The organism is Enterobacter sp. SM3, assembly GCF_009811935.2.
GTDB lineage: Bacteria > Pseudomonadota > Gammaproteobacteria > Enterobacterales > Enterobacteriaceae > Enterobacter > Enterobacter asburiae_D.
Genome location: NZ_CP099971.1, coordinates 1,824,932 through 1,841,956, shown reverse-complemented (window position 1 = coordinate 1,841,956; position 17,025 = coordinate 1,824,932). Strand labels below are relative to the sequence as shown.

General features: G+C 55.4%; 18 protein-coding genes. 1 reads left to right on the top strand and 17 read right to left on the bottom strand.

Features of this window, described 5'->3' with window-relative positions:
• Positions 1-34: 34 nt before the first annotated feature.
• Genes ycfP through hinT form a run of 6 tightly spaced genes read right to left on the bottom strand, consistent with a single transcriptional unit; the run spans position 35 to position 3,847 of the window.
• Positions 35-577 carry an alpha/beta hydrolase YcfP gene (gene ycfP, locus GVO84_RS08630; RefSeq protein WP_121425902.1) on the bottom strand — a complete coding sequence of 181 codons (543 nt, stop codon included), beginning with the start codon at positions 575-577 and terminating at the stop codon, positions 35-37.
• A gap of 34 nt (positions 578-611) precedes the next feature.
• Positions 612-1,637, bottom strand: a complete 1,026-nt coding sequence (gene nagZ / locus GVO84_RS08625; RefSeq protein WP_159515614.1) for a beta-N-acetylhexosaminidase — start codon at positions 1,635-1,637, stop codon at positions 612-614.
• A gap of 11 nt (positions 1,638-1,648) precedes the next feature.
• Positions 1,649-2,473: a thiamine kinase gene (gene thiK / locus GVO84_RS08620; RefSeq protein WP_159513879.1), complete on the bottom strand. Its 825-nt coding sequence runs from the start codon at positions 2,471-2,473 to the stop codon at positions 1,649-1,651.
• Positions 2,454-3,101 (bottom strand): penicillin-binding protein activator LpoB, encoded by a 648-nt coding sequence (lpoB, locus tag GVO84_RS08615; protein ID WP_023311160.1) that lies wholly within the window; start codon positions 3,099-3,101, stop codon positions 2,454-2,456. Before lpoB ends, thiK begins: the two co-directional genes overlap by 20 nt.
• 10 nt (positions 3,102-3,111) lie before the next feature.
• Positions 3,112-3,486: a YcfL family protein gene (locus GVO84_RS08610; protein ID WP_159513878.1), complete on the bottom strand. Its 375-nt coding sequence runs from the start codon at positions 3,484-3,486 to the stop codon at positions 3,112-3,114.
• Position 3,487: 1 nt separating this feature from the next.
• Positions 3,488-3,847, bottom strand: a complete 360-nt coding sequence (gene hinT, locus GVO84_RS08605; protein ID WP_159513877.1) for a purine nucleoside phosphoramidase — start codon at positions 3,845-3,847, stop codon at positions 3,488-3,490.
• A gap of 350 nt (positions 3,848-4,197) precedes the next feature.
• On the opposite strand from hinT, the gene fhuE reads away from it, so the two are divergent.
• Positions 4,198-6,387, top strand: coding sequence for a ferric-rhodotorulic acid/ferric-coprogen receptor FhuE (gene fhuE / locus GVO84_RS08600; RefSeq protein ID WP_121425899.1), 2,190 nt, complete (start codon positions 4,198-4,200; stop codon positions 6,385-6,387).
• Between the two features lie 141 nt (positions 6,388-6,528).
• On the opposite strand, the gene ptsG is transcribed toward fhuE, so the two are convergent.
• From ptsG to GVO84_RS08545, 11 genes are all read right to left on the bottom strand, one after another.
• Positions 6,529-7,962, bottom strand: coding sequence for a PTS glucose transporter subunit IIBC (gene ptsG / locus GVO84_RS08595; RefSeq protein ID WP_121425898.1), 1,434 nt, complete (start codon positions 7,960-7,962; stop codon positions 6,529-6,531).
• A gap of 297 nt (positions 7,963-8,259) precedes the next feature.
• On the bottom strand, positions 8,260-9,054 hold the full coding sequence (locus tag GVO84_RS08590; RefSeq protein WP_159513876.1) for a metal-dependent hydrolase: 795 nt from the start codon (positions 9,052-9,054) through the stop codon (positions 8,260-8,262).
• A gap of 10 nt (positions 9,055-9,064) precedes the next feature.
• Complete coding sequence (holB, locus tag GVO84_RS08585) at positions 9,065-10,069, bottom strand: DNA polymerase III subunit delta' (RefSeq protein ID WP_159513875.1); 1,005 nt, start codon at positions 10,067-10,069, stop codon at positions 9,065-9,067.
• A complete protein-coding gene (tmk, locus tag GVO84_RS08580; protein ID WP_029739872.1) occupies positions 10,066-10,707 on the bottom strand; it encodes a dTMP kinase in 642 nt (213 codons plus the stop codon). The genes holB and tmk overlap by 4 nt, the downstream gene beginning before the upstream one ends.
• On the bottom strand, positions 10,697-11,719 hold the full coding sequence (gene yceG / locus GVO84_RS08575) for a cell division protein YceG (protein ID WP_159513874.1): 1,023 nt from the start codon (positions 11,717-11,719) through the stop codon (positions 10,697-10,699). The genes tmk and yceG overlap by 11 nt, the downstream gene beginning before the upstream one ends.
• Positions 11,720-11,721: 2 nt before the next feature.
• Positions 11,722-12,531 (bottom strand): aminodeoxychorismate lyase, encoded by an 810-nt coding sequence (gene pabC / locus GVO84_RS08570; RefSeq protein ID WP_159513873.1) that lies wholly within the window; start codon positions 12,529-12,531, stop codon positions 11,722-11,724.
• Between the two features lie 120 nt (positions 12,532-12,651).
• Positions 12,652-13,893, bottom strand: coding sequence for a beta-ketoacyl-ACP synthase II (fabF, locus tag GVO84_RS08565; protein ID WP_023335279.1), 1,242 nt, complete (start codon positions 13,891-13,893; stop codon positions 12,652-12,654).
• Positions 13,894-13,984: 91 nt separating this feature from the next.
• Complete coding sequence (gene acpP / locus GVO84_RS08560) at positions 13,985-14,221, bottom strand: acyl carrier protein (RefSeq protein ID WP_003857954.1); 237 nt, start codon at positions 14,219-14,221, stop codon at positions 13,985-13,987.
• A 154-nt stretch (positions 14,222-14,375) separates the two neighbouring features.
• Positions 14,376-15,110 carry a 3-oxoacyl-ACP reductase FabG gene (fabG, locus tag GVO84_RS08555; RefSeq protein WP_028019048.1) on the bottom strand — a complete coding sequence of 245 codons (735 nt, stop codon included), beginning with the start codon at positions 15,108-15,110 and terminating at the stop codon, positions 14,376-14,378.
• 12 nt (positions 15,111-15,122) lie between these two features.
• On the bottom strand, positions 15,123-16,052 hold the full coding sequence (fabD, locus tag GVO84_RS08550) for an ACP S-malonyltransferase (RefSeq protein ID WP_159513872.1): 930 nt from the start codon (positions 16,050-16,052) through the stop codon (positions 15,123-15,125).
• A 15-nt stretch (positions 16,053-16,067) separates the two neighbouring features.
• Complete coding sequence (locus GVO84_RS08545; RefSeq protein WP_159513871.1) at positions 16,068-17,021, bottom strand: beta-ketoacyl-ACP synthase III; 954 nt, start codon at positions 17,019-17,021, stop codon at positions 16,068-16,070.
• Positions 17,022-17,025: the final 4 nt, after the last annotated feature.

Here is a 17,025-nt window from a genome sequence, read left to right as displayed (position 1 = left end):
TCGCGGCCGGGCTTTGATGCCTGCGGGTATAGGCTTAACCGAGCGTTTTAAACGCTTTGATACGCTGCAGATGCGGGGAGATGTTTTTGAACTTGTGGGTCTGCGCTTCGTCCCAGACGATCTCATAGTAATGATGCAGCAGTTCTGCTGCCCGATGGCTGTTGAGCGCTTCATCATTACGGGAAAGGATCACCAGGCAGCGGTCGCGGTTTTTCTCACGAAAATTGCTGACGCACTTGGTCGCAATATCGACATACTCTTCCGGGCGGTCAATTTTGCCTTCCATGTTCTCGTTCGGGAACAGGTTAGGATTGAACACCACCTGGCGAATGTCGCACAGGAAGCCAATGCGCTCCGCCCAGTAGCCGCCCAGCCCCACGCCGCAGATCAACGGGCGATCGTCGACGTTGAGCTGCAGCATCTTATCCACCTCTTTGAGCAGATGCTGCATATCATGCTTCGGATGACGCGTGCTGTAGCTGATCAACCGTACATCCGGATCGATAAACTGCAGCTGCAGCACCTTCTCATGATTACCAGGACTGTTTGAGTCAAAACCGTGTAAATAGATGATCATCGTCTTCTCACCACGCTACGCCTTCCGGGAGGGTTTACAGGCTGGCTTTATGTGCCTGCCAGCGCTCATTCAGGTCTTCAAGCCGGGCGTTGACCGTCTTCCAGCGCGCCGAATCCATCAGCTCCTGACGGCTAAATGAACCTTTATGATACAATTGTGTAACACGCTCTGCATTGATCGGCGACAGGTTATCCAGCACGCTAACGGCCCCTTTACGATTATTGCAGACCAGGATCATATCGCAACCTGCATCCAGCGATGCCTGACCGCGTTCAGCGTAGCTGCCCATGATCGCGGCCCCTTCCATCGATAAATCGTCAGAGAAAATCACGCCGTTGAAACCCAGCTCCTGACGCAGAACGGTTTTCAGCCAGTGCGGAGAACCGCTGGCCGGACGCGGGTCGACGTCGCTGTAAATGACGTGTGCGGGCATAATGGCATCCAGCTTGTTATCGGTGATAAGCGACTGGAAAACCGACATATCTTTGGCGCGGATCTCCGCTTCCGGGCGCGGATCGCACGGGGTCTCTTTGTGAGAATCCGCCGTCACCGCCCCGTGACCCGGGAAGTGTTTCCCGGTGGTTTTCATCCCGGCATCGTGCATGCCGTCGATGAACCGGGTCGCCATTGCCAGCGCAATACGCGGATCGTCATGGTATGAACGCTCTCCGATAGCAGCGCTGATATGCCCTACATCCAGCACCGGGGCAAAGCTGATGTCGATATCCATGGCAATCATTTCGCTGGCCATCAGCCAGCCGGCCTCCTGCGCCAGTTTTCCACCCTCTTCCGTGCCGAGCAGCGCGGCAAAAGACTGGGCGGCGGGCAGGCGGGTAAAACCGTCGCGAAAACGCTGCACGCGTCCGCCTTCCTGATCGACGGCCACCACCAGATGATTGCGCGACGCGGCGCGGATCTGACGCACCAGCTCACGCAGCTGCGCCGGATCGTGATAGTTGCGGGTAAACAGGATCAGGCCACCCACCAGCGGATGCGCCAGAATTTCGCGCTCCTCCGCATCCAGCTCAAACCCTTCTACATCCAACATGACTGGACCCACATCCACCTCTCTTATCCTTTAGTTTGTAACTGACGCCAGGCATCGTCTGCCAGCGCAATAAATTGTTTGTCTCTGGACTGCCGATAGCGCATTTCAAACCAGCCAGCCATTAGCATGACGACCCAGGGTCGCCAGCGTCTGACCTGACGCGTAAGCGCATCGGGGTCAATATGTGCCACCCGGGCATAGCCCCTGATGAGCATTTGCCGCGCGGCGTCACTCTCCGTCCAGACTGCCGCCAGCTCCAGCGCCACATCGCCATCTCCGGCATACTCCCAGTCGATAAGCCTGATGCCCGCTGGCGTATGAACAATATTCCCGGCATGAACATCCATATGCAGCGGCGCGAGCCGAATCGGCTGCGGCTCGCCCGTTTTACGCAGCCGCTTGAGATGTGCCAGCCATACTGGGGTACGCCTGTCAGGCAGGGCTTGCTGCCAGTAATGTTCAAGCAGCGGGAATAACGTAATTCGCCATCCCAGACGTGGCTGCCGGTGCAGATGATACAGCATCGCCGCAAGCTCCGGCGTGTCCGGCAGCGCGCTTTTAACGTCACCGTCCAGATAGTCGACGGCCATCCAGCCCTGTCTGAAAAAACGGGGCTCAGGCACGAGATCTGACGGAAGACGTCTCAGGGCACGAAACTGACGACGAAAATGGGAGGCAGGAGCAAAGGGGTCGTGATTTTGCCGCAAGACCAGACGTCGTTCGCCCTGCTCTATAATGCAACTCGCGCCGCCAAGCCCGGAGTGGGCCTGCGGCGCGATTAGGCGGTACTGAGGAAAATAGCGCGTCAGAATCTCTTCACGCGTGCCGTCATTGTTGCGTAACCGCACCTTTACCTGACCAGATAATTTCGCCTGTCTGAACCAGCATCAGCTGCATCTGCAGGGCTGGGGTATTCACGTTACCGGTGGCGTTAGAGTAAAGCACATACTGTGCGCCAACGTTACGGGCGATGCCGATCGCTTTGCTGCGTGTGCCGAGGCTATCCTGCGGCGACAGGCCCAGCTGCTGTTTGGCCACCGCGAGCTGCTGAGCCGAGACCAGCGTAAACTTGCCGTTGTTAGCCAGAGCATTGCGCAGGGTTTCCGTCGCTTCACCCGCGTTCAGCGAACCGTTGGTACGGTTGTTGACGCTGTCGACCAGCAACACGCTGCCCGCCGTCACACCCTGCGCCTGCAGCATTTTGCCGACCATCGGCTGCATGGCCCCGTTCCAGTCGTAATGGCGCACGCGCGGCGTGGGCTGTGACGTCTGGTCCGGATGCTCAATCGGGCCCGGCTGGGCCGGAATAGACGGTACAGACGGAACGGTTGGCTGCTGCTGCGTTGGCGGTGTCGGCTGTTCAGTACCCGGTTTAGCCTCTTCCACAGGCGCAGGCTGTTCAGTTCGGGTCACACACCCTGCGAGAAACAGAGCGAAAGCGGTCACGAGCGCATAGCGGCTCAAATTTTTAATCAAGGTTCACCCCTCAGAGATAAAGATAAAGTCTCACCTTATGCGCACCCAGATAGTTGGCGCTGCCATAGAGCGTTACCGACGACCTGGCCGGAATGGTGACGCTGCGCGGCGCCTCCAGCGGATGCATTTCAAGACCTCTTACGTCATACCAGAAAAAACGGTAGTGGACCGTCACTGGTTCATGTCGTTCATTAAAGAGCATAGAGGAGGCAGATGAGTTGATTTCACTGATGGTCAACGCGGGCTGTTGCGCCGTGATGCCCGCGGCAAGCACGGAGGATTCCATGACCAGCGTCTGTTCATCATTCACGGGGATCGCCGGACGCGAGCTGCACCCCACAATCATCATCGTCATTACCAGCGCTGCAATACGCCCTTTAAACATGTTAAAGACCTTTATGTGCCAGCATCGGCCCCAGAGGACGTCCACCCAGCAGATGCATGTGAATATGATAAACTTCCTGGCCACCATGACGGTTGCAGTTCATGATCAGACGGTAACCGTCTTCTGCAATCCCTTCATGTTCAGCGATTTTCGCGGCCACCGTCAGCATACGACCTAATGCCACTTCATGCTCGGTTTTTACGTCGTTTACAGTCGGAATCAGAATATTGGGAATGATAAGGATGTGCGTCGGGGCCTGAGGGGAAATGTCCCGGAAAGCCGTCACCAGTTCATCCTGATAGACGATATCCGACGGAATTTCGCGGCGGATAATTTTACTGAAAATCGTTTCTTCAGCCATGACCTTTTCCTATTTTGTTTAATCTGGCGCAATGCGTCCGCTGTAAACACACTCCGGGGATCGGTGTGTGACACAATTCAAGAGTATGAGCGAGTTTCTCCTGTCCTTTCAACCTCCTCCCTCGATTTCTTTCCTGAATGTTCATCAGCTGAGCGAAGAGTGACCGCTCGTATGCCTCAACGGGCTGAAACATTATTTCAGTTGCGGTCGACACATTTGTTTACAGCATTAATAGCAATGCGTATATTTCGCATTTGCATTTTCATGCGCATTTTCAATATAGAAAACGACGCCAGCCCGTTTCTGCGGGACTGACGCATACCCTCTACACCGTTCATAAGGGTTTGATAATGTCTTTCATTAATCACACCAGGGATGGGCAACATCAGCCTGTCGCAACGCCTTCGTTGCTGGCAGTCTGCATTGCTATGGCATTGACGCCAGCCACCGCTTTCGCTGCATCAACAGCCGAAGATACCGTCATCGTAGACGAAGGTTTTGACAATACACAGGATCCTTCCGCAAACCAGGCTCAGGATTACAGCGTAAAAACCACCACCACCGGCACCAAACTGTTGCTGGTTCCCCGCGATATCCCGCAGTCCGTCAGCGTGATTAGCCAGCAGCGCATGGCCGATCAGAACCTGCAGTCCATCGGTCAGGTGTTAACCAACACCACGGGCGTTACGGCGCAGGTGCAGGACAGCGATCGTACCGTGTTTTACTCACGCGGGTTCTTCGTTAGCAACTACGCCTATGACGACCTGCCGACCTCCATCAGCGAGGTGTGGAACTTTGGTGATACCGCCGCCGATACGGCGATCTATGACCGCATCGAAGTGGTGCGCGGCGCAACCGGCCTGATGTCCGGTACGGGCAACCCGGCGGCGTACGTCAATATGGTACGTAAGCATGCGGACAGCAATGAATTCAAAGGGAATGTCTCCGCCAGCTACGGCAGCTGGGACAAGCAGCGCTACGTGCTGGATTTGCAGGCGCCGCTGGTAGAGTCCGGCAAGGTACGGGGCCGCCTGATTACGGGTTATCAGGATAACGACAGCTTCGTGGATAACTACCACTACCGGAAAAAATTCCTCTATGGCGTGATGGACGCGGACATCACCGACAGCACCGCCCTCTCTGTGGGATATGAATATCAGGAAAGCCATACCGCCGACCCAACCTGGGGCGGACTGCCGACCTGGTACAGCGACGGAAGTAAAACCGATTACAATCGTAGCCAGACCGTCGCGCCTGACTGGGCCTACTCGGACAAGGACAGCACCCGCATCTTCGCTAATCTGACCCAGCGTTTCGATAATGGCTGGGAAGCGCACATTAACGGCATGCATGCTGAAACCAACTTCGACTCTAAGCTGATGTATATGTCCGGTTATCCGGATAAAGAGACCGGCGCGGGCATGGTGGGCTACGGCGGCTGGAACCGTGGCGAACGTAAACAGGATGCAGTGGACGCTTTCCTGCGTGGCGGTTTCGAACTCTTTGGCCGTCAGCACGAAATGATGTTCGGCGGCAGCTTCAGCCGTCAGCGTAACCATTACGACAACTCAATGCCTGACGCGGTTTATGGCATGGTTGATGTGGGTAACTTTAAGAACTGGAACGGGAACATTGCCGACCCGCAGTGGACGCCGTGGAAGCTCTACAGCCAGGACGACATCCGCCAGTCCTCAGCGTATACCTCCGCCCGCTTCTCGCTGGCTGACCCGCTGCATCTGATCCTCGGCGCGCGTTATACCAACTATAATATTCGCTATAACCCGGCGGGCTCCCCGGACACCCGTCTGGAAAGCACTAAAGATGACGTTACGCCGTACGCAGGCCTGGTCTACGACATCAATGAAGACTGGTCGACCTACGTCAGCTATACCTCCATCTTCCAGCCGCAGGACAAGCGGAACGCCAGCGGACGCTATCTCGACCCCACCACGGGCAAAAGCTACGAAGCCGGTGTGAAGGCAGACTGGTTCAATACCCGTCTTACCACCTCGCTGGCGATTTTCCGCATTGAGCAGGATAACGTAGCAAGCAACACGTATACCTACATGCCGAGCGGTGAGTCGATCTATCAGTCGCTGGACGGCGTAGTGAGCAAAGGGATTGAGTTCGAGCTGAACGGCGCGTTGACCGATAGCTGGCAGCTGACCTTCGGCGCGACTCGCTACATTGCTGAAGATAAGAATGGCAACGCCGTCAGCGCCGATCAGCCGCGCACGACCATGAAACTGTTCACCCGTTATCAACTGCCTATGCTGCCAGCCCTGACCGTAGGCGGTGGTGTAAACTGGCAAAACAAAGTGTGGACGGATGTGGATGGCGCTCCGGCTGGCCGCAACCGTGCGGAGCAAGGCAGCTACGGGCTGGTTAACCTCTTTAGCCGCTATCAGGTCACCAAAGATTTTGCCGTTCAGGCGAACGTCAACAACCTGTTCGACAAAGAGTATTACGATTACGTCGGCTCTTATGTGGTTTATGGCGCGCCGCTGAACGTCTCGGTGAGCGCGAGCTACGACTTCTGAGTGGCAGAAGCCCGGTGGCGCTACGCTTGCCGGGCCTACCCATCACCCAGGCCGGGTAAGGCGCAGCCGCCACCCGGCACCATAAACCACAGGAATAAAAAAGGCAGCCATTCGGCTGCCTTAGTCTCCCCAGGTCACAACTTAGTTGCTGCGGATGTACTCATCCATTTCGGTTTTCAGGTTATCGGATTTGGTACCGAAGATTGCCTGTACACCAGAACCTGCAACAACTACGCCCGCTGCGCCCAGTTTTTTCAGACCCGGCTGGTCTACTTTCGCGACGTCGGCAACGCTCACACGCAGACGAGTGATGCACGCGTCCAGGTTAGTGATGTTCTCTTTACCACCGAACGCTGCGACCAGTGCCGGAGCCATTTCGCTGGTAGCGCCTGCTTTGCTGTCTTCTGTCGCATCTTCACGGCCTGGAGTTTTCAGGTCCAGTGCTTTAATCAGCACGCGGAAGATGGTGTAGTACGCAACCGCATAGCACGCACCCACGATTGGGAACAGCCACAGTTTGCTGCTGTTACCGGACAGAACGATGAAGTCGATCAGGCCGTGAGAGAAGGACGTACCGTCACGCATACCCAACAGAATACAGATTGGGAACGCCAGGCCCGCCAGAATCGCGTGGATAATGTACAGGATCGGCGCAACGAACATGAAGGAGAACTCGATCGGCTCGGTGATACCGGTCAGGAACGATGTCAACGCTGCGGAGATCATGATACCGCCCACTTTTGCACGGTTCTCTGGCTTAGCAGAGTGCCAGATAGCAATCGCAGCGGCTGGCAGACCGTACATTTTGAACAGGAAGCCACCAGACAGTTTACCTGCAGTTGGGTCGCCCGCCATGTAACGTGGGATATCGCCGTGGAATACCTGACCTGCTGCGTTGGTGAATTCACCAATCTGCATCTGGAATGGAACGTTCCAGATGTGGTGCAGACCAAATGGCACCAGGCAACGCTCGATGAAGCCGTAGATACCAAACGCTACAACCGGGTTCTGGTAAGCAGCCCACTGAGAGAAGGTCTGGATAGCGGAGCCGATTGGTGGCCAGATGAAGGACAGGATCACGCCAGTGAAAATCGCTGCCAGACCAGAGATGATCGGAACGAAACGCTTGCCCGCGAAGAAGCCCAGATACTCAGGCAGCTTGATGCGATAGAAGCGGTTAAACATATACGCTGCAATCGCACCGGAGATGATACCGCCCAGAACACCGGTGTCTGCAAGGTGTTTCGCGGCGATCTCTTCTGCCGGTAAATGCAGAACCAGCGGCGCAACCACAGCCATGGTTTTCACCATGATGCCGTAGGCAACCACTGCAGCCAGCGCAGAAACGCCGTCGTTATTGGTGAAGCCCAGAGCCACACCGATCGCGAAGATCAGTGGCATGTTAGCAAAGACAGAACCGCCTGCTTCGGCCATCACGTGGGACACTACGGCTGGCAGCCAGCTGAAGTTAGCAGAACCGACACCCAGCAGGATACCTGCGATAGGCAGTACGGATACTGGCAGCATCAGCGATTTACCGACCTTTTGCAGGTTAGCAAATGCATTCTTAAACATAATTGAGAGTGCTCCTGAGTATTTGTGCTTTTTTTACGCTTTCACGCATTGGCCCGGGGGGAGTACCGTGCCGTGGACAGGACATCTAAGCGCCCTTTATTTATTACACAGAGTAAAATAATTCCCTCTGAGTTTGTTTGACGGCTATCACGTTTCAGCTTAAGGCGGTCGAAAAACTTTCAGTTATTTACAAAAAGCATGTCCGGATGTGTCTAAAAACACCCTCACCGCCCCAAATGAGGCGGTGAACTTTACTCGCTTTACTTATTAATTACGAGCCTAAAAAAAACAGGTGTATCAGACAGATTGCAGGCGGGCGGGGTCGATATGGAACAGCGTGGAGAAGTTTTCCGTCGTCACGCGGGCCAGCTCATCGATGCTGACGCCCTTCAGTACGGCCATGTACTCAGCCACATCTCTCGTCATAGCGGGCTGGTTCTCTTTACCGCGATGCGGTACCGGTGCGAGATACGGAGAATCTGTCTCCACCAGAATGCGATCGAGCGGAACATAGCGTGCAGCATCACGCAGCTGCTCAGCATTACGGAACGTCACGATCCCCGAAAACGAGATATAAAACCCTAAATCAAGCAGCTTACCCGCCGTTTCTCTGTCTTCTGTGAAACAGTGTAGTACGCCACCGCAATCCGTCACGTTTTCTTCCCGGAGGATCGCCAGGGTATCCGCACGCGCGTCGCGGGTGTGGACGATAACCGGCTTGCTCAACTCCCGGCCAATGCGAATATGGTTGCGGAAGGACTCCTGCTGGCGCGGTTTGGTTTCCGGCGTGTAAAAATAGTCCAGCCCGGTCTCGCCCATCGCCACCACGCCCTCTTCTGCTGCCAGTCGGCGCAGATCCTCAACGTCGTACGCCTCGTCCTGATTCAACGGGTGCACGCCGCAGGAGAACACCACGTTATCGCGAACGCCCACCAGCTCACGCATGGAGCGGTAGCCCGGCAGCGTGGTTGCTACCGCAAGACAGAATTTCACATCGCGGGCAGCGGCTTTTGCCAGCACGTCATCCACGTTTTTATGCAGGGATTGATAATCCAGGCCATCAAGATGGCAGTGTGAGTCGACTAAAAACATAATGTCTCTCTCAGAGATGGGAAACTGGCGGTGTGACGCCGGGTTGCAGGTAATGTTCGATACGCAGTAACTGGTCGGTCAGTAAAAGCTCGCGATTAAGACCCGTCACGGTTAAAAGCTGTTCACGACTCTGGCAAATTTCATGGAGCATCGCGTGAAGAATCTTCCCTGAGAGGCGGTTCGCCAGCGTATTCACCAGCGGCCACGCATCCGGGTTGGTCAGAAGCGTTGCCTCTTGCTGGATTTTGAGCGCATCCAGCAGCAAGGAGGCCAGCCAGTGCAGACGCTCAACGGCCCGATCGCTGTTAAGCGCAGGCAGTAAACTTAGCCAGTCGTGACTGTTCAGTGAAGCGTCTACGGCCCGGCAGAGCGTTTCTCGCTCTGACCAGACGCCAGGCTGCAGTAATGCCAGCGCCGCAGCAGGCGCGCCGCTGCTCAGGCGCAAGGCGGTCAGCGCGCTCTCAGGTGACGTTGTCACCTCACGCTCAAGCCAGCTCAGCGCCCATGATTCCTGGGGCACCGCCAGGTGATGGAGACGACAACGGCTGCGCAACGTCGCCAGCAATCGTCCCGGGTCACGGCATGAGAGGAAAAACCACGTTTTTACCGGCGGCTCTTCCAGGGTTTTGAGCAGAGCGTTAGCGGCCGCCTCGGTGAGCAGCGTAGCGTCTTTAAGCCAGACCACTTTAGCGCCGCCCAGTCGTGCGTGTTCATACAATTTTTCACCGACTTCACGCACGGCATCAATACCGAGCGCGCTTTTGCCCTTTTCAGGCTCAAGGGTGTAGTAGTCAGGATGCGTGCCCGCCTGCATCAGTTGACAGCCACGGCATTTACCACAGCTCTTGTGCCCTTCCGGCTGCTGACACATCAGAAAACGGGTGATGGCATAAATCAACGCATCATCACCCATCCCCGGCAATGCCTGAATCAGTAACGCATGATGCCCCCGACCCGCCTGATAGCTGCCGATCAGCTGTTCAAAGTGTGGGCGCAACCATGGATACCATTTCATGCCTGCTGCTCCTGCACCCACTGCGTAATGGTATGCTGAATGTCACGCGTGACGTCGTCCAGGGACTGCGTCGCATCGATGGTACAAATTGAGCTGTCCTGTGCGGCCAGTTCAAGATAGCGCGCACGGGTGCGGTTAAAGAAATCAAACGACTCTTGTTCTATGCGGTCCAGCTCGCCGCGCGCGCGGGCGCGCTTGAGGCCCACTTCCGGCGTCACATCCAGATAGAGCGTCAGGTCGGGGCGAAAATCACCCAATACGGCATTACGCAGCGTGGCCAGCATTGTCTGGTCGATACCGCGTCCTCCGCCCTGATACGCCTGAGTCGACAGATCGTGACGGTCGCCGATCACCCACTTACCCTCGGCCAGGGCAGGTTTGATAATCGTCTCAACCAGCTGAACGCGCGCCGCGTAGAACATCAGCACTTCGGCTTTGTCAGTGATAACTTCGTCGCCGACGGATTTGATATCCAACACCAGGCTGCGCAGCTTTTCAGCCAGCTGCGTGCCGCCCGGCTCGCGGGTAAATACCATGTCCGCCACGCCAAGCGCTTTGAGCGTATCCACCACCACGTTGCGGGCGGTGGTTTTACCTGCCCCTTCGAGTCCCTCAATGACAATGTATTTACTGCGCATTTTTTTCCTTAAGTGCCTTCAGATAGTCCTGAACAGAGCGATTGTGGCTGGCAAGGTTGGTGTTAAAGGTATGCCCCCCTTTTCCATCAGCCACAAAATAGAGATACGGTGTTTTAGCCGGATGCGCGGCGGCTTTGAGCGACGCTTCGCTCGGCGTGGCGATCGGGCCCGGCGGTAAACCGCTAATCACGTAGGTATTATACGCCGTTGGCGTCTCCAGATCTTTTCTTGAGATCTTGCCGGTATAGCTCTCACCCATGCCGTAGATAACGGTAGGGTCGGTTTGCAGACGCATGCCGATGCGCAGACGGTTGATAAATACTGACGCCACCCTATCGCGCTCGGCGGCAACGGCTGTCTCTTTCTCAACGATCGAGGCCATGGTCACAAACTGATTCTGATCGCTGTAAGGCAACCCTTCCATTCGCCCCTCCCAGGCGGCATCCACGGCGGCGACCATTTTTTTGTGCGCCCGCTTCAGGATGGCTACATCGGTCGTGCCTGCCGTGTACATCCAGGTGTCTGGCCAGAACCAGCCTTCCACCCATTCCGGATGTTCAAGCTTCAGCGCGTCAGCCACCGTCTGATAGCTATCGTCTTTTAACGTATGTTTGATATACGGCGCATCACGCAGCTGTTTAAGGTAATCGCTCAGGCGCATCCCTTCTACAAACCGCAGGGGGAACTGGGCTTCTTTGCCGCTTTCCAGCAGCTGCAGCATCTCCCTGACGGTCATTCCCGGCGTAAAGCGATAGGTACCGGCTTTGAAATGCGACAGCTCAGGATCCACGCGCAATAGCCACTGGAATACCCGTGGACGATTGATAATCTTGTCGCCATAGAGCTGTTCCCCCAGCGCCTGACGGCCGGTTCCCGCTTTCAGGGTAAAGATCGTTTCGTCTTTAACCAGGATCTTGCTGTCCGCCAGTTGGCGAACTTTCCATACGCCAGCTCCGCCAGCGACGCCCAGCGCAACGATGAGGATAAGGACAAAGCGCAACATTTTTTTCATGACTATCTGGTTTGCTCACATATCGGGGCTAAAAACTGAAACAGTTCGCGCGAAGACCAGCGTTGTTGGCCATACGCACTGACGGGTACAACAGGCATCAGCGCATTGCAGATGATGACTTCATCTGCGGTCTGTAGCGCGGCTTCTCCTGCGCTAACTTCGACAACGCGAAAGCCAGAGCGTGCCAGCTGTTGCAGACAAAACTGACGCATTAACCCATTTACGCCAGCGTGTTCCAGCGACGGAGTGAATACCTCTTCCCCCTGCCGCCAGAGTAAATTAGCCGCACAGCATTCCGTAATGAACCCTTCGCTGTCAAGAACCAGCGCCTCATCGGCGTCCGTCTGTTCAAGATGAGTACGAATGAGCACCTGCTCCAGGCGATTGAGATGCTTAAGCCCGGCCAGCATCGGGTTTCGTCCCAGCCGTACCGGGCTCAGCGTCAGCGTGACGCCGTCTTCTCGCCAGCGAGAATAATGCGCGGGATAAGCAGAAACGGAAAGAATACGCGTTGGGTTGACACAGGATGCGGCGCTGTAACCCCGGCCACCACTGCCGCGGCTGATGATGACCTTGAGTACGCCGCTGTCCTTCCCGGTTGCCAGCTGGCACATTTCCTGGCGCAGTGTGTCCCAGTGCGTAAAGGGGATCATGAGCTTTTCACAGCCATGCTGCAGGCGTCGAATATGCGCCTCCATCAGGCAGACATCGCCATCCAGAATGCGCGCCGTCGTAAAGCAACCATCACCGAACTGTATCGCCCTGTCGCTGGCAGGCAGCGTGTCCTGCTCAAGGCCATTGATTAAAAACATGGTGGCTCCTTATGCGTGGGCGTTTAGTCTGGCAGGATGTCATGCAGCCGACAAGAAGATTAGGCTTAATAAAAAAGGCCCGGCAAGCGGACCTTTTTAAACGCTATCGGGACGTCAGGATCAGATCTTTTTGAAGATCAGAGAGCCGTTGGTGCCGCCGAAGCCGAAGGAGTTACACAGGGTGTACTCCATACCGCTAACCTGACGCGCTTCGTGAGGAACGAAGTCCAGATCGCAACCTTCATCCGGGTTATCCAGGTTGATGGTTGGCGGTACAGCCTGATCGCGCAGCGCAAGGATGGAGTAGATTGACTCTACTGCACCCGCCGCACCCAATAGGTGACCGGTCATGGACTTCGTGGAGCTCACCATTACGCGGCTGGCAGATTCGCCGAAGATAGACTTAACCGCCTGAGCTTCAGCTTTATCGCCTGCAGGCGTAGAGGTGCCGTGCGCGTTCACGTAGCCAATTTGTGCTGGGGTAATACCCGCATCACGAATCGCGTTTTCCATCGCCAGCGCAGCACCCGCGCCGTTCTCAGGAGGAGACGTCATGTGGTAAGCATCGCTGCTCATGCCGAAACCAACGATTTCAGCATAAATTTTCGCACCGCGTTTTTTCGCGTGTTCGTACTCTTCCAGTACGATCATGCCCGCCCCGTCGCCCAGCACAAAGCCGTCACGATCTTTATCCCACGGACGGCTCGCCGCCTGCGGGTTATCGTTACGGGTAGACAGCGCACGCGCCGCACCAAAACCGCCGACACCCAGCGGGGTACTGGCTTTTTCAGCACCGCCCGCAACCATAGCATCTGCATCGCCGTACGCGATAATGCGCGCGGCCTGGCCGATGTTATGTACGCCAGACGTACAGGCGGTCGCGATAGAAATGCTTGGCCCACGCAGGCCGAACATGATGGTCAGGTGACCTGCCACCATGTTAACAATCGTGGACGGAACGAAGAACGGGCTGATCTTACGCGGGCCACCATTCATCAGAGATGTATGGTTTTCCTCGATCAGGCCAAGACCGCCAATCCCGGAGCCGATAGCGGCGCCGATACGGGTTGCGTTCTCTTCCGTAATCTCAAGGCCAGAATCCTGCATGGCCTGAACGCCAGCGACAATTCCATATTGAATGAAGGCATCCATCTTGCGCTGTTCTTTGCGCGAGATGATCTCTTCACAGTTAAAATCCTTTACTAAGCCAGCAAATTTCGTTGCATAGGCGCTAGTATCGAAATGGTCGATTAGGCTGATGCCGCTCTGACCGGCAAGGAGAGCTTTCCAGGTGGACTCTACGGTATTGCCGACAGGAGACAACATGCCAAGTCCGGTCACAACTACACGACGCTTAGACACGTTTGTCCTCCAGGGAGGGATAAAAAAAGAGATTCGTGGGACTAAAAAAGATAAAACTCAGGCGGTCGAATGACCGCCTGGAGATGTTCACTTACGCCTGGTGACCGTTGATGTAATCAATGGCAGCCTGAACGGTGGTGATCTTCTCAGCTTCTTCGTCCGGAATCTCAGTATCAAACTCTTCTTCCAGAGCCATTACCAGCTCAACGGTGTCAAGAGAATCTGCGCCCAGGTCTTCAACGAAGGAAGCGGAGTTCACAACTTCTTCCTGCTTAACGCCCAGCTGTTCGCCGATAATTTTCTTAACGCGTTCTTCGATAGTGCTCATACTCTTAAATTTCCTATCAAAACTCGCTTTCGCGATGGTTTTCGTAGTGTATAAAATGTTGAAAAATTTGCAACTAAATCCCGGCAGTTCTTACCACGATTTTACGTTATTTTGAGGCCATTCGCCCTAATAACGCAAATATTTTTCATCGTGGTTAAACCATATACATCCCGCCGTTGACGTGGAGGGTCTCACCAGTGATGTAACCCGCTTCGTCAGAGGCTAAAAATGCAACCGCGCTGGCGATTTCTTTAGGGTCGCCAAGACGACCCGCCGGAACTGCCGCCAGCGTACCCGCACGCTGCTCTTCAGTCAGCGCACGCGTCATGTCCGTTTCAATAAAGCCCGGAGCAACAACGTTTACCGTAATACCGCGGGACGCAACTTCACGCGCCAGCGACTTACTGAAACCAATCAGACCTGCTTTCGCCGCAGCGTAGTTAGCCTGACCAGCATTTCCCATGGTACCAACCACAGAACCGACAGTGATAATCCGACCATGACGCTTTTTCATCATAGCGCGCATTACCGCTTTTGACAGACGGAATACAGATGACAGGTTGGTTTCGATGATATCGTTCCACTCGTCGTCTTTCATTCGCATTAACAGGTTATCGCGAGTGATCCCGGCATTGTTTACCAGAATATCCACTTCGCCAAACTCTGCGCGAATATTTTCCAGAACAGATTCGATAGATGCAGGTTCAGTCACATTCAGTACCAGACCTTTACCGTTTGCACCCAGATACTCGCTGATGGCCTGAGCGCCATTCTCGCTGGTTGCTGTACCAATCACCTTCGCGCCGCGCGCAACCAGTGTTTCAGCAATTGCACGCCCGATACCGCGGCTTGCGCCAGTGACCAGGGCGATTTTTCCTTCAAAACTCATGGTATTCCTCTTTTATTGCGAGAGTGCCGCTGACATTGCTTCCGGCTCGTTAATCGCCGAGGCTGTCAGGGTGTCAACAATACGTTTTGTCAGACCGGTGAGGACTTTACCAGGGCCGACTTCATACAGATGCTTAACGCCCTCCGCTGCCATAAACTCAACGGTTTTAGTCCACTGTACCGGGCTGTAGAGCTGGCGAACCAGTGCGTCACGGATAGCTTCCGGCGTGGTTTCGCATTTCACATCGACGTTGTTCACAACGGAAATCGTCGGTGCGTTAAACGTAATTTTTTCGAGCTCAATCGCCAGTTTTTCAGCAGCAGGCTTCATCAGCGCACAGTGAGACGGCACGCTGACCGGCAGCGGCAGCGCACGCTTAGCACCGGCTGCTTTACAGGCCGCACCCGCACGTTCAACCGCTTCTTTATGACCGGCAATAACTACCTGGCCCGGCGAGTTGAAGTTTACCGGAGAGACAACCTGGCCTTCAGCAGATTCTTCACACGCTTTTGCAATTGCAGCGTCATCCAGACCGATGATGGCAGACATGCCGCCCGTGCCTTCCGGCACCGCTTCCTGCATGAATTTACCGCGCAGTTCAACCAGACGTACCGCGTCAGCAAACGCGATCACGCCGGCACACACCAGCGCAGAATATTCACCCAGGCTGTGACCCGCGAGCAGCGCTGGCGCTTTACCGCCCTGCTGCTGCCAGACGCGCCACAGCGCAACGGACGCGGTCAGCAGCGCTGGCTGGGTCTGCCAGGTTTTGTTCAGTTCTTCGGCCGGACCCTGCTGGGTCAGCGCCCATAAATCATAACCCAGTGCATCAGAAGCTTCACGGAAAGTCTTTTCAATTACGGAGTAGTTTGCTGCCATTTCAGACAACATCCCAACCGTTTGAGAGCCCTGGCCCGGGAACACAAAAGCAAATTGCGTCATTTTTTATTCCTTATCCTAGAAACGAACCAGCGCGGAACCCCAGGTGAACCCGCCACCGAAGGCTTCAAGCAAGACCAGCTGGCCCCGTTTGATTCGTCCATCGCGTACCGCTTCATCAAATGCGCACGGTACCGACGCCGCAGAGGTATTGCCGTGACGATCCAGCGTCACCACAACGTTATCCATCGACATGCCGAGCTTTTTAGCGGTCGCGCTGATGATACGCAGGTTCGCCTGATGCGGCACCAGCCAGTCGAGCGCGGAGCGCTCAAGGTTATTCGCTTCCAGCGTTTCATCAACGATGTGCGCAAGCTCAGTCACCGCCACCTTGAACACTTCGTTCCCTGCCATAGTCAGGTAAATCGAGTTGTCCCGATTAACGCGATCGGCGTTAGGCAGGGTCAACAGTTCGCCGTAGCTGCCATCAGCATGCAGATGCGTCGAGATGATACCCGGCTCTTCGGACTGCCCCAGCAGCACCGCGCCCGCACCATCACCAAAAATAATGATCGTTCCGCGATCGGTTGGATCGCAGGTGCGCGCCAGCACGTCAGCACCGATCACCAGCGCATATTTAACGGCACCGGATTTCACGTACTGATCGGCAACGCTCAGCGCATAGGTGAAGCCTGCGCACGCGGCAGCGACGTCAAACGCCGGGCAGCCTTTGATGCCGAGCATATTTTGCACCTGGCACGCCGCGCTTGGGAAAGCATGCGTGGCAGACGTCGTGGCGACCACGATCAAACCAATCTGTTCTTTATCAATGCCCGCCATTTCGATAGCACGCTGTGCGGCTTCGTAACCCATGGTCGACACGGTTTCGTCTGGCGCGGCAATACGACGTTCACGGATACCTGTGCGCGTGACAATCCACTCGTCAGACGTATCTACCATTTTTTCCAGATCGGCGTTGGTACGCACTTGTTTTGGCAGGTAGCTGCCGGTACCTAAAATCTTCGTATACATGTAC

Coding starts and splice junctions, on each gene's coding strand:
- ycfP (WP_121425902.1), bottom strand. CDS start 577: ATGATCATCTATTTACACGGTTTTGACTCAAACAGTCCTGGTAATCAT.
- GVO84_RS08610 (WP_159513878.1), bottom strand. CDS start 3,486: ATGTTTAAAGGGCGTATTGCAGCGCTGGTAATGACGATGATGATTGTG.
- hinT (WP_159513877.1), bottom strand. CDS start 3,847: ATGGCTGAAGAAACGATTTTCAGTAAAATTATCCGCCGCGAAATTCCG.
- fhuE (WP_121425899.1), top strand. CDS start 4,198: ATGTCTTTCATTAATCACACCAGGGATGGGCAACATCAGCCTGTCGCA.
- ptsG (WP_121425898.1), bottom strand. CDS start 7,962: ATGTTTAAGAATGCATTTGCTAACCTGCAAAAGGTCGGTAAATCGCTG.
- GVO84_RS08590 (WP_159513876.1), bottom strand. CDS start 9,054: ATGTTTTTAGTCGACTCACACTGCCATCTTGATGGCCTGGATTATCAA.
- holB (WP_159513875.1), bottom strand. CDS start 10,069: ATGAAATGGTATCCATGGTTGCGCCCACACTTTGAACAGCTGATCGGC.
- tmk (WP_029739872.1), bottom strand. CDS start 10,707: ATGCGCAGTAAATACATTGTCATTGAGGGACTCGAAGGGGCAGGTAAA.
- yceG (WP_159513874.1), bottom strand. CDS start 11,719: ATGAAAAAAATGTTGCGCTTTGTCCTTATCCTCATCGTTGCGCTGGGC.
- pabC (WP_159513873.1), bottom strand. CDS start 12,531: ATGTTTTTAATCAATGGCCTTGAGCAGGACACGCTGCCTGCCAGCGAC.
- acpP (WP_003857954.1), bottom strand. CDS start 14,221: ATGAGCACTATCGAAGAACGCGTTAAGAAAATTATCGGCGAACAGCTG.
- fabG (WP_028019048.1), bottom strand. CDS start 15,110: ATGAGTTTTGAAGGAAAAATCGCCCTGGTCACTGGCGCAAGCCGCGGT.
- fabD (WP_159513872.1), bottom strand. CDS start 16,052: ATGACGCAATTTGCTTTTGTGTTCCCGGGCCAGGGCTCTCAAACGGTT.
- GVO84_RS08545 (WP_159513871.1), bottom strand. CDS start 17,021: ATGTATACGAAGATTTTAGGTACCGGCAGCTACCTGCCAAAACAAGTG.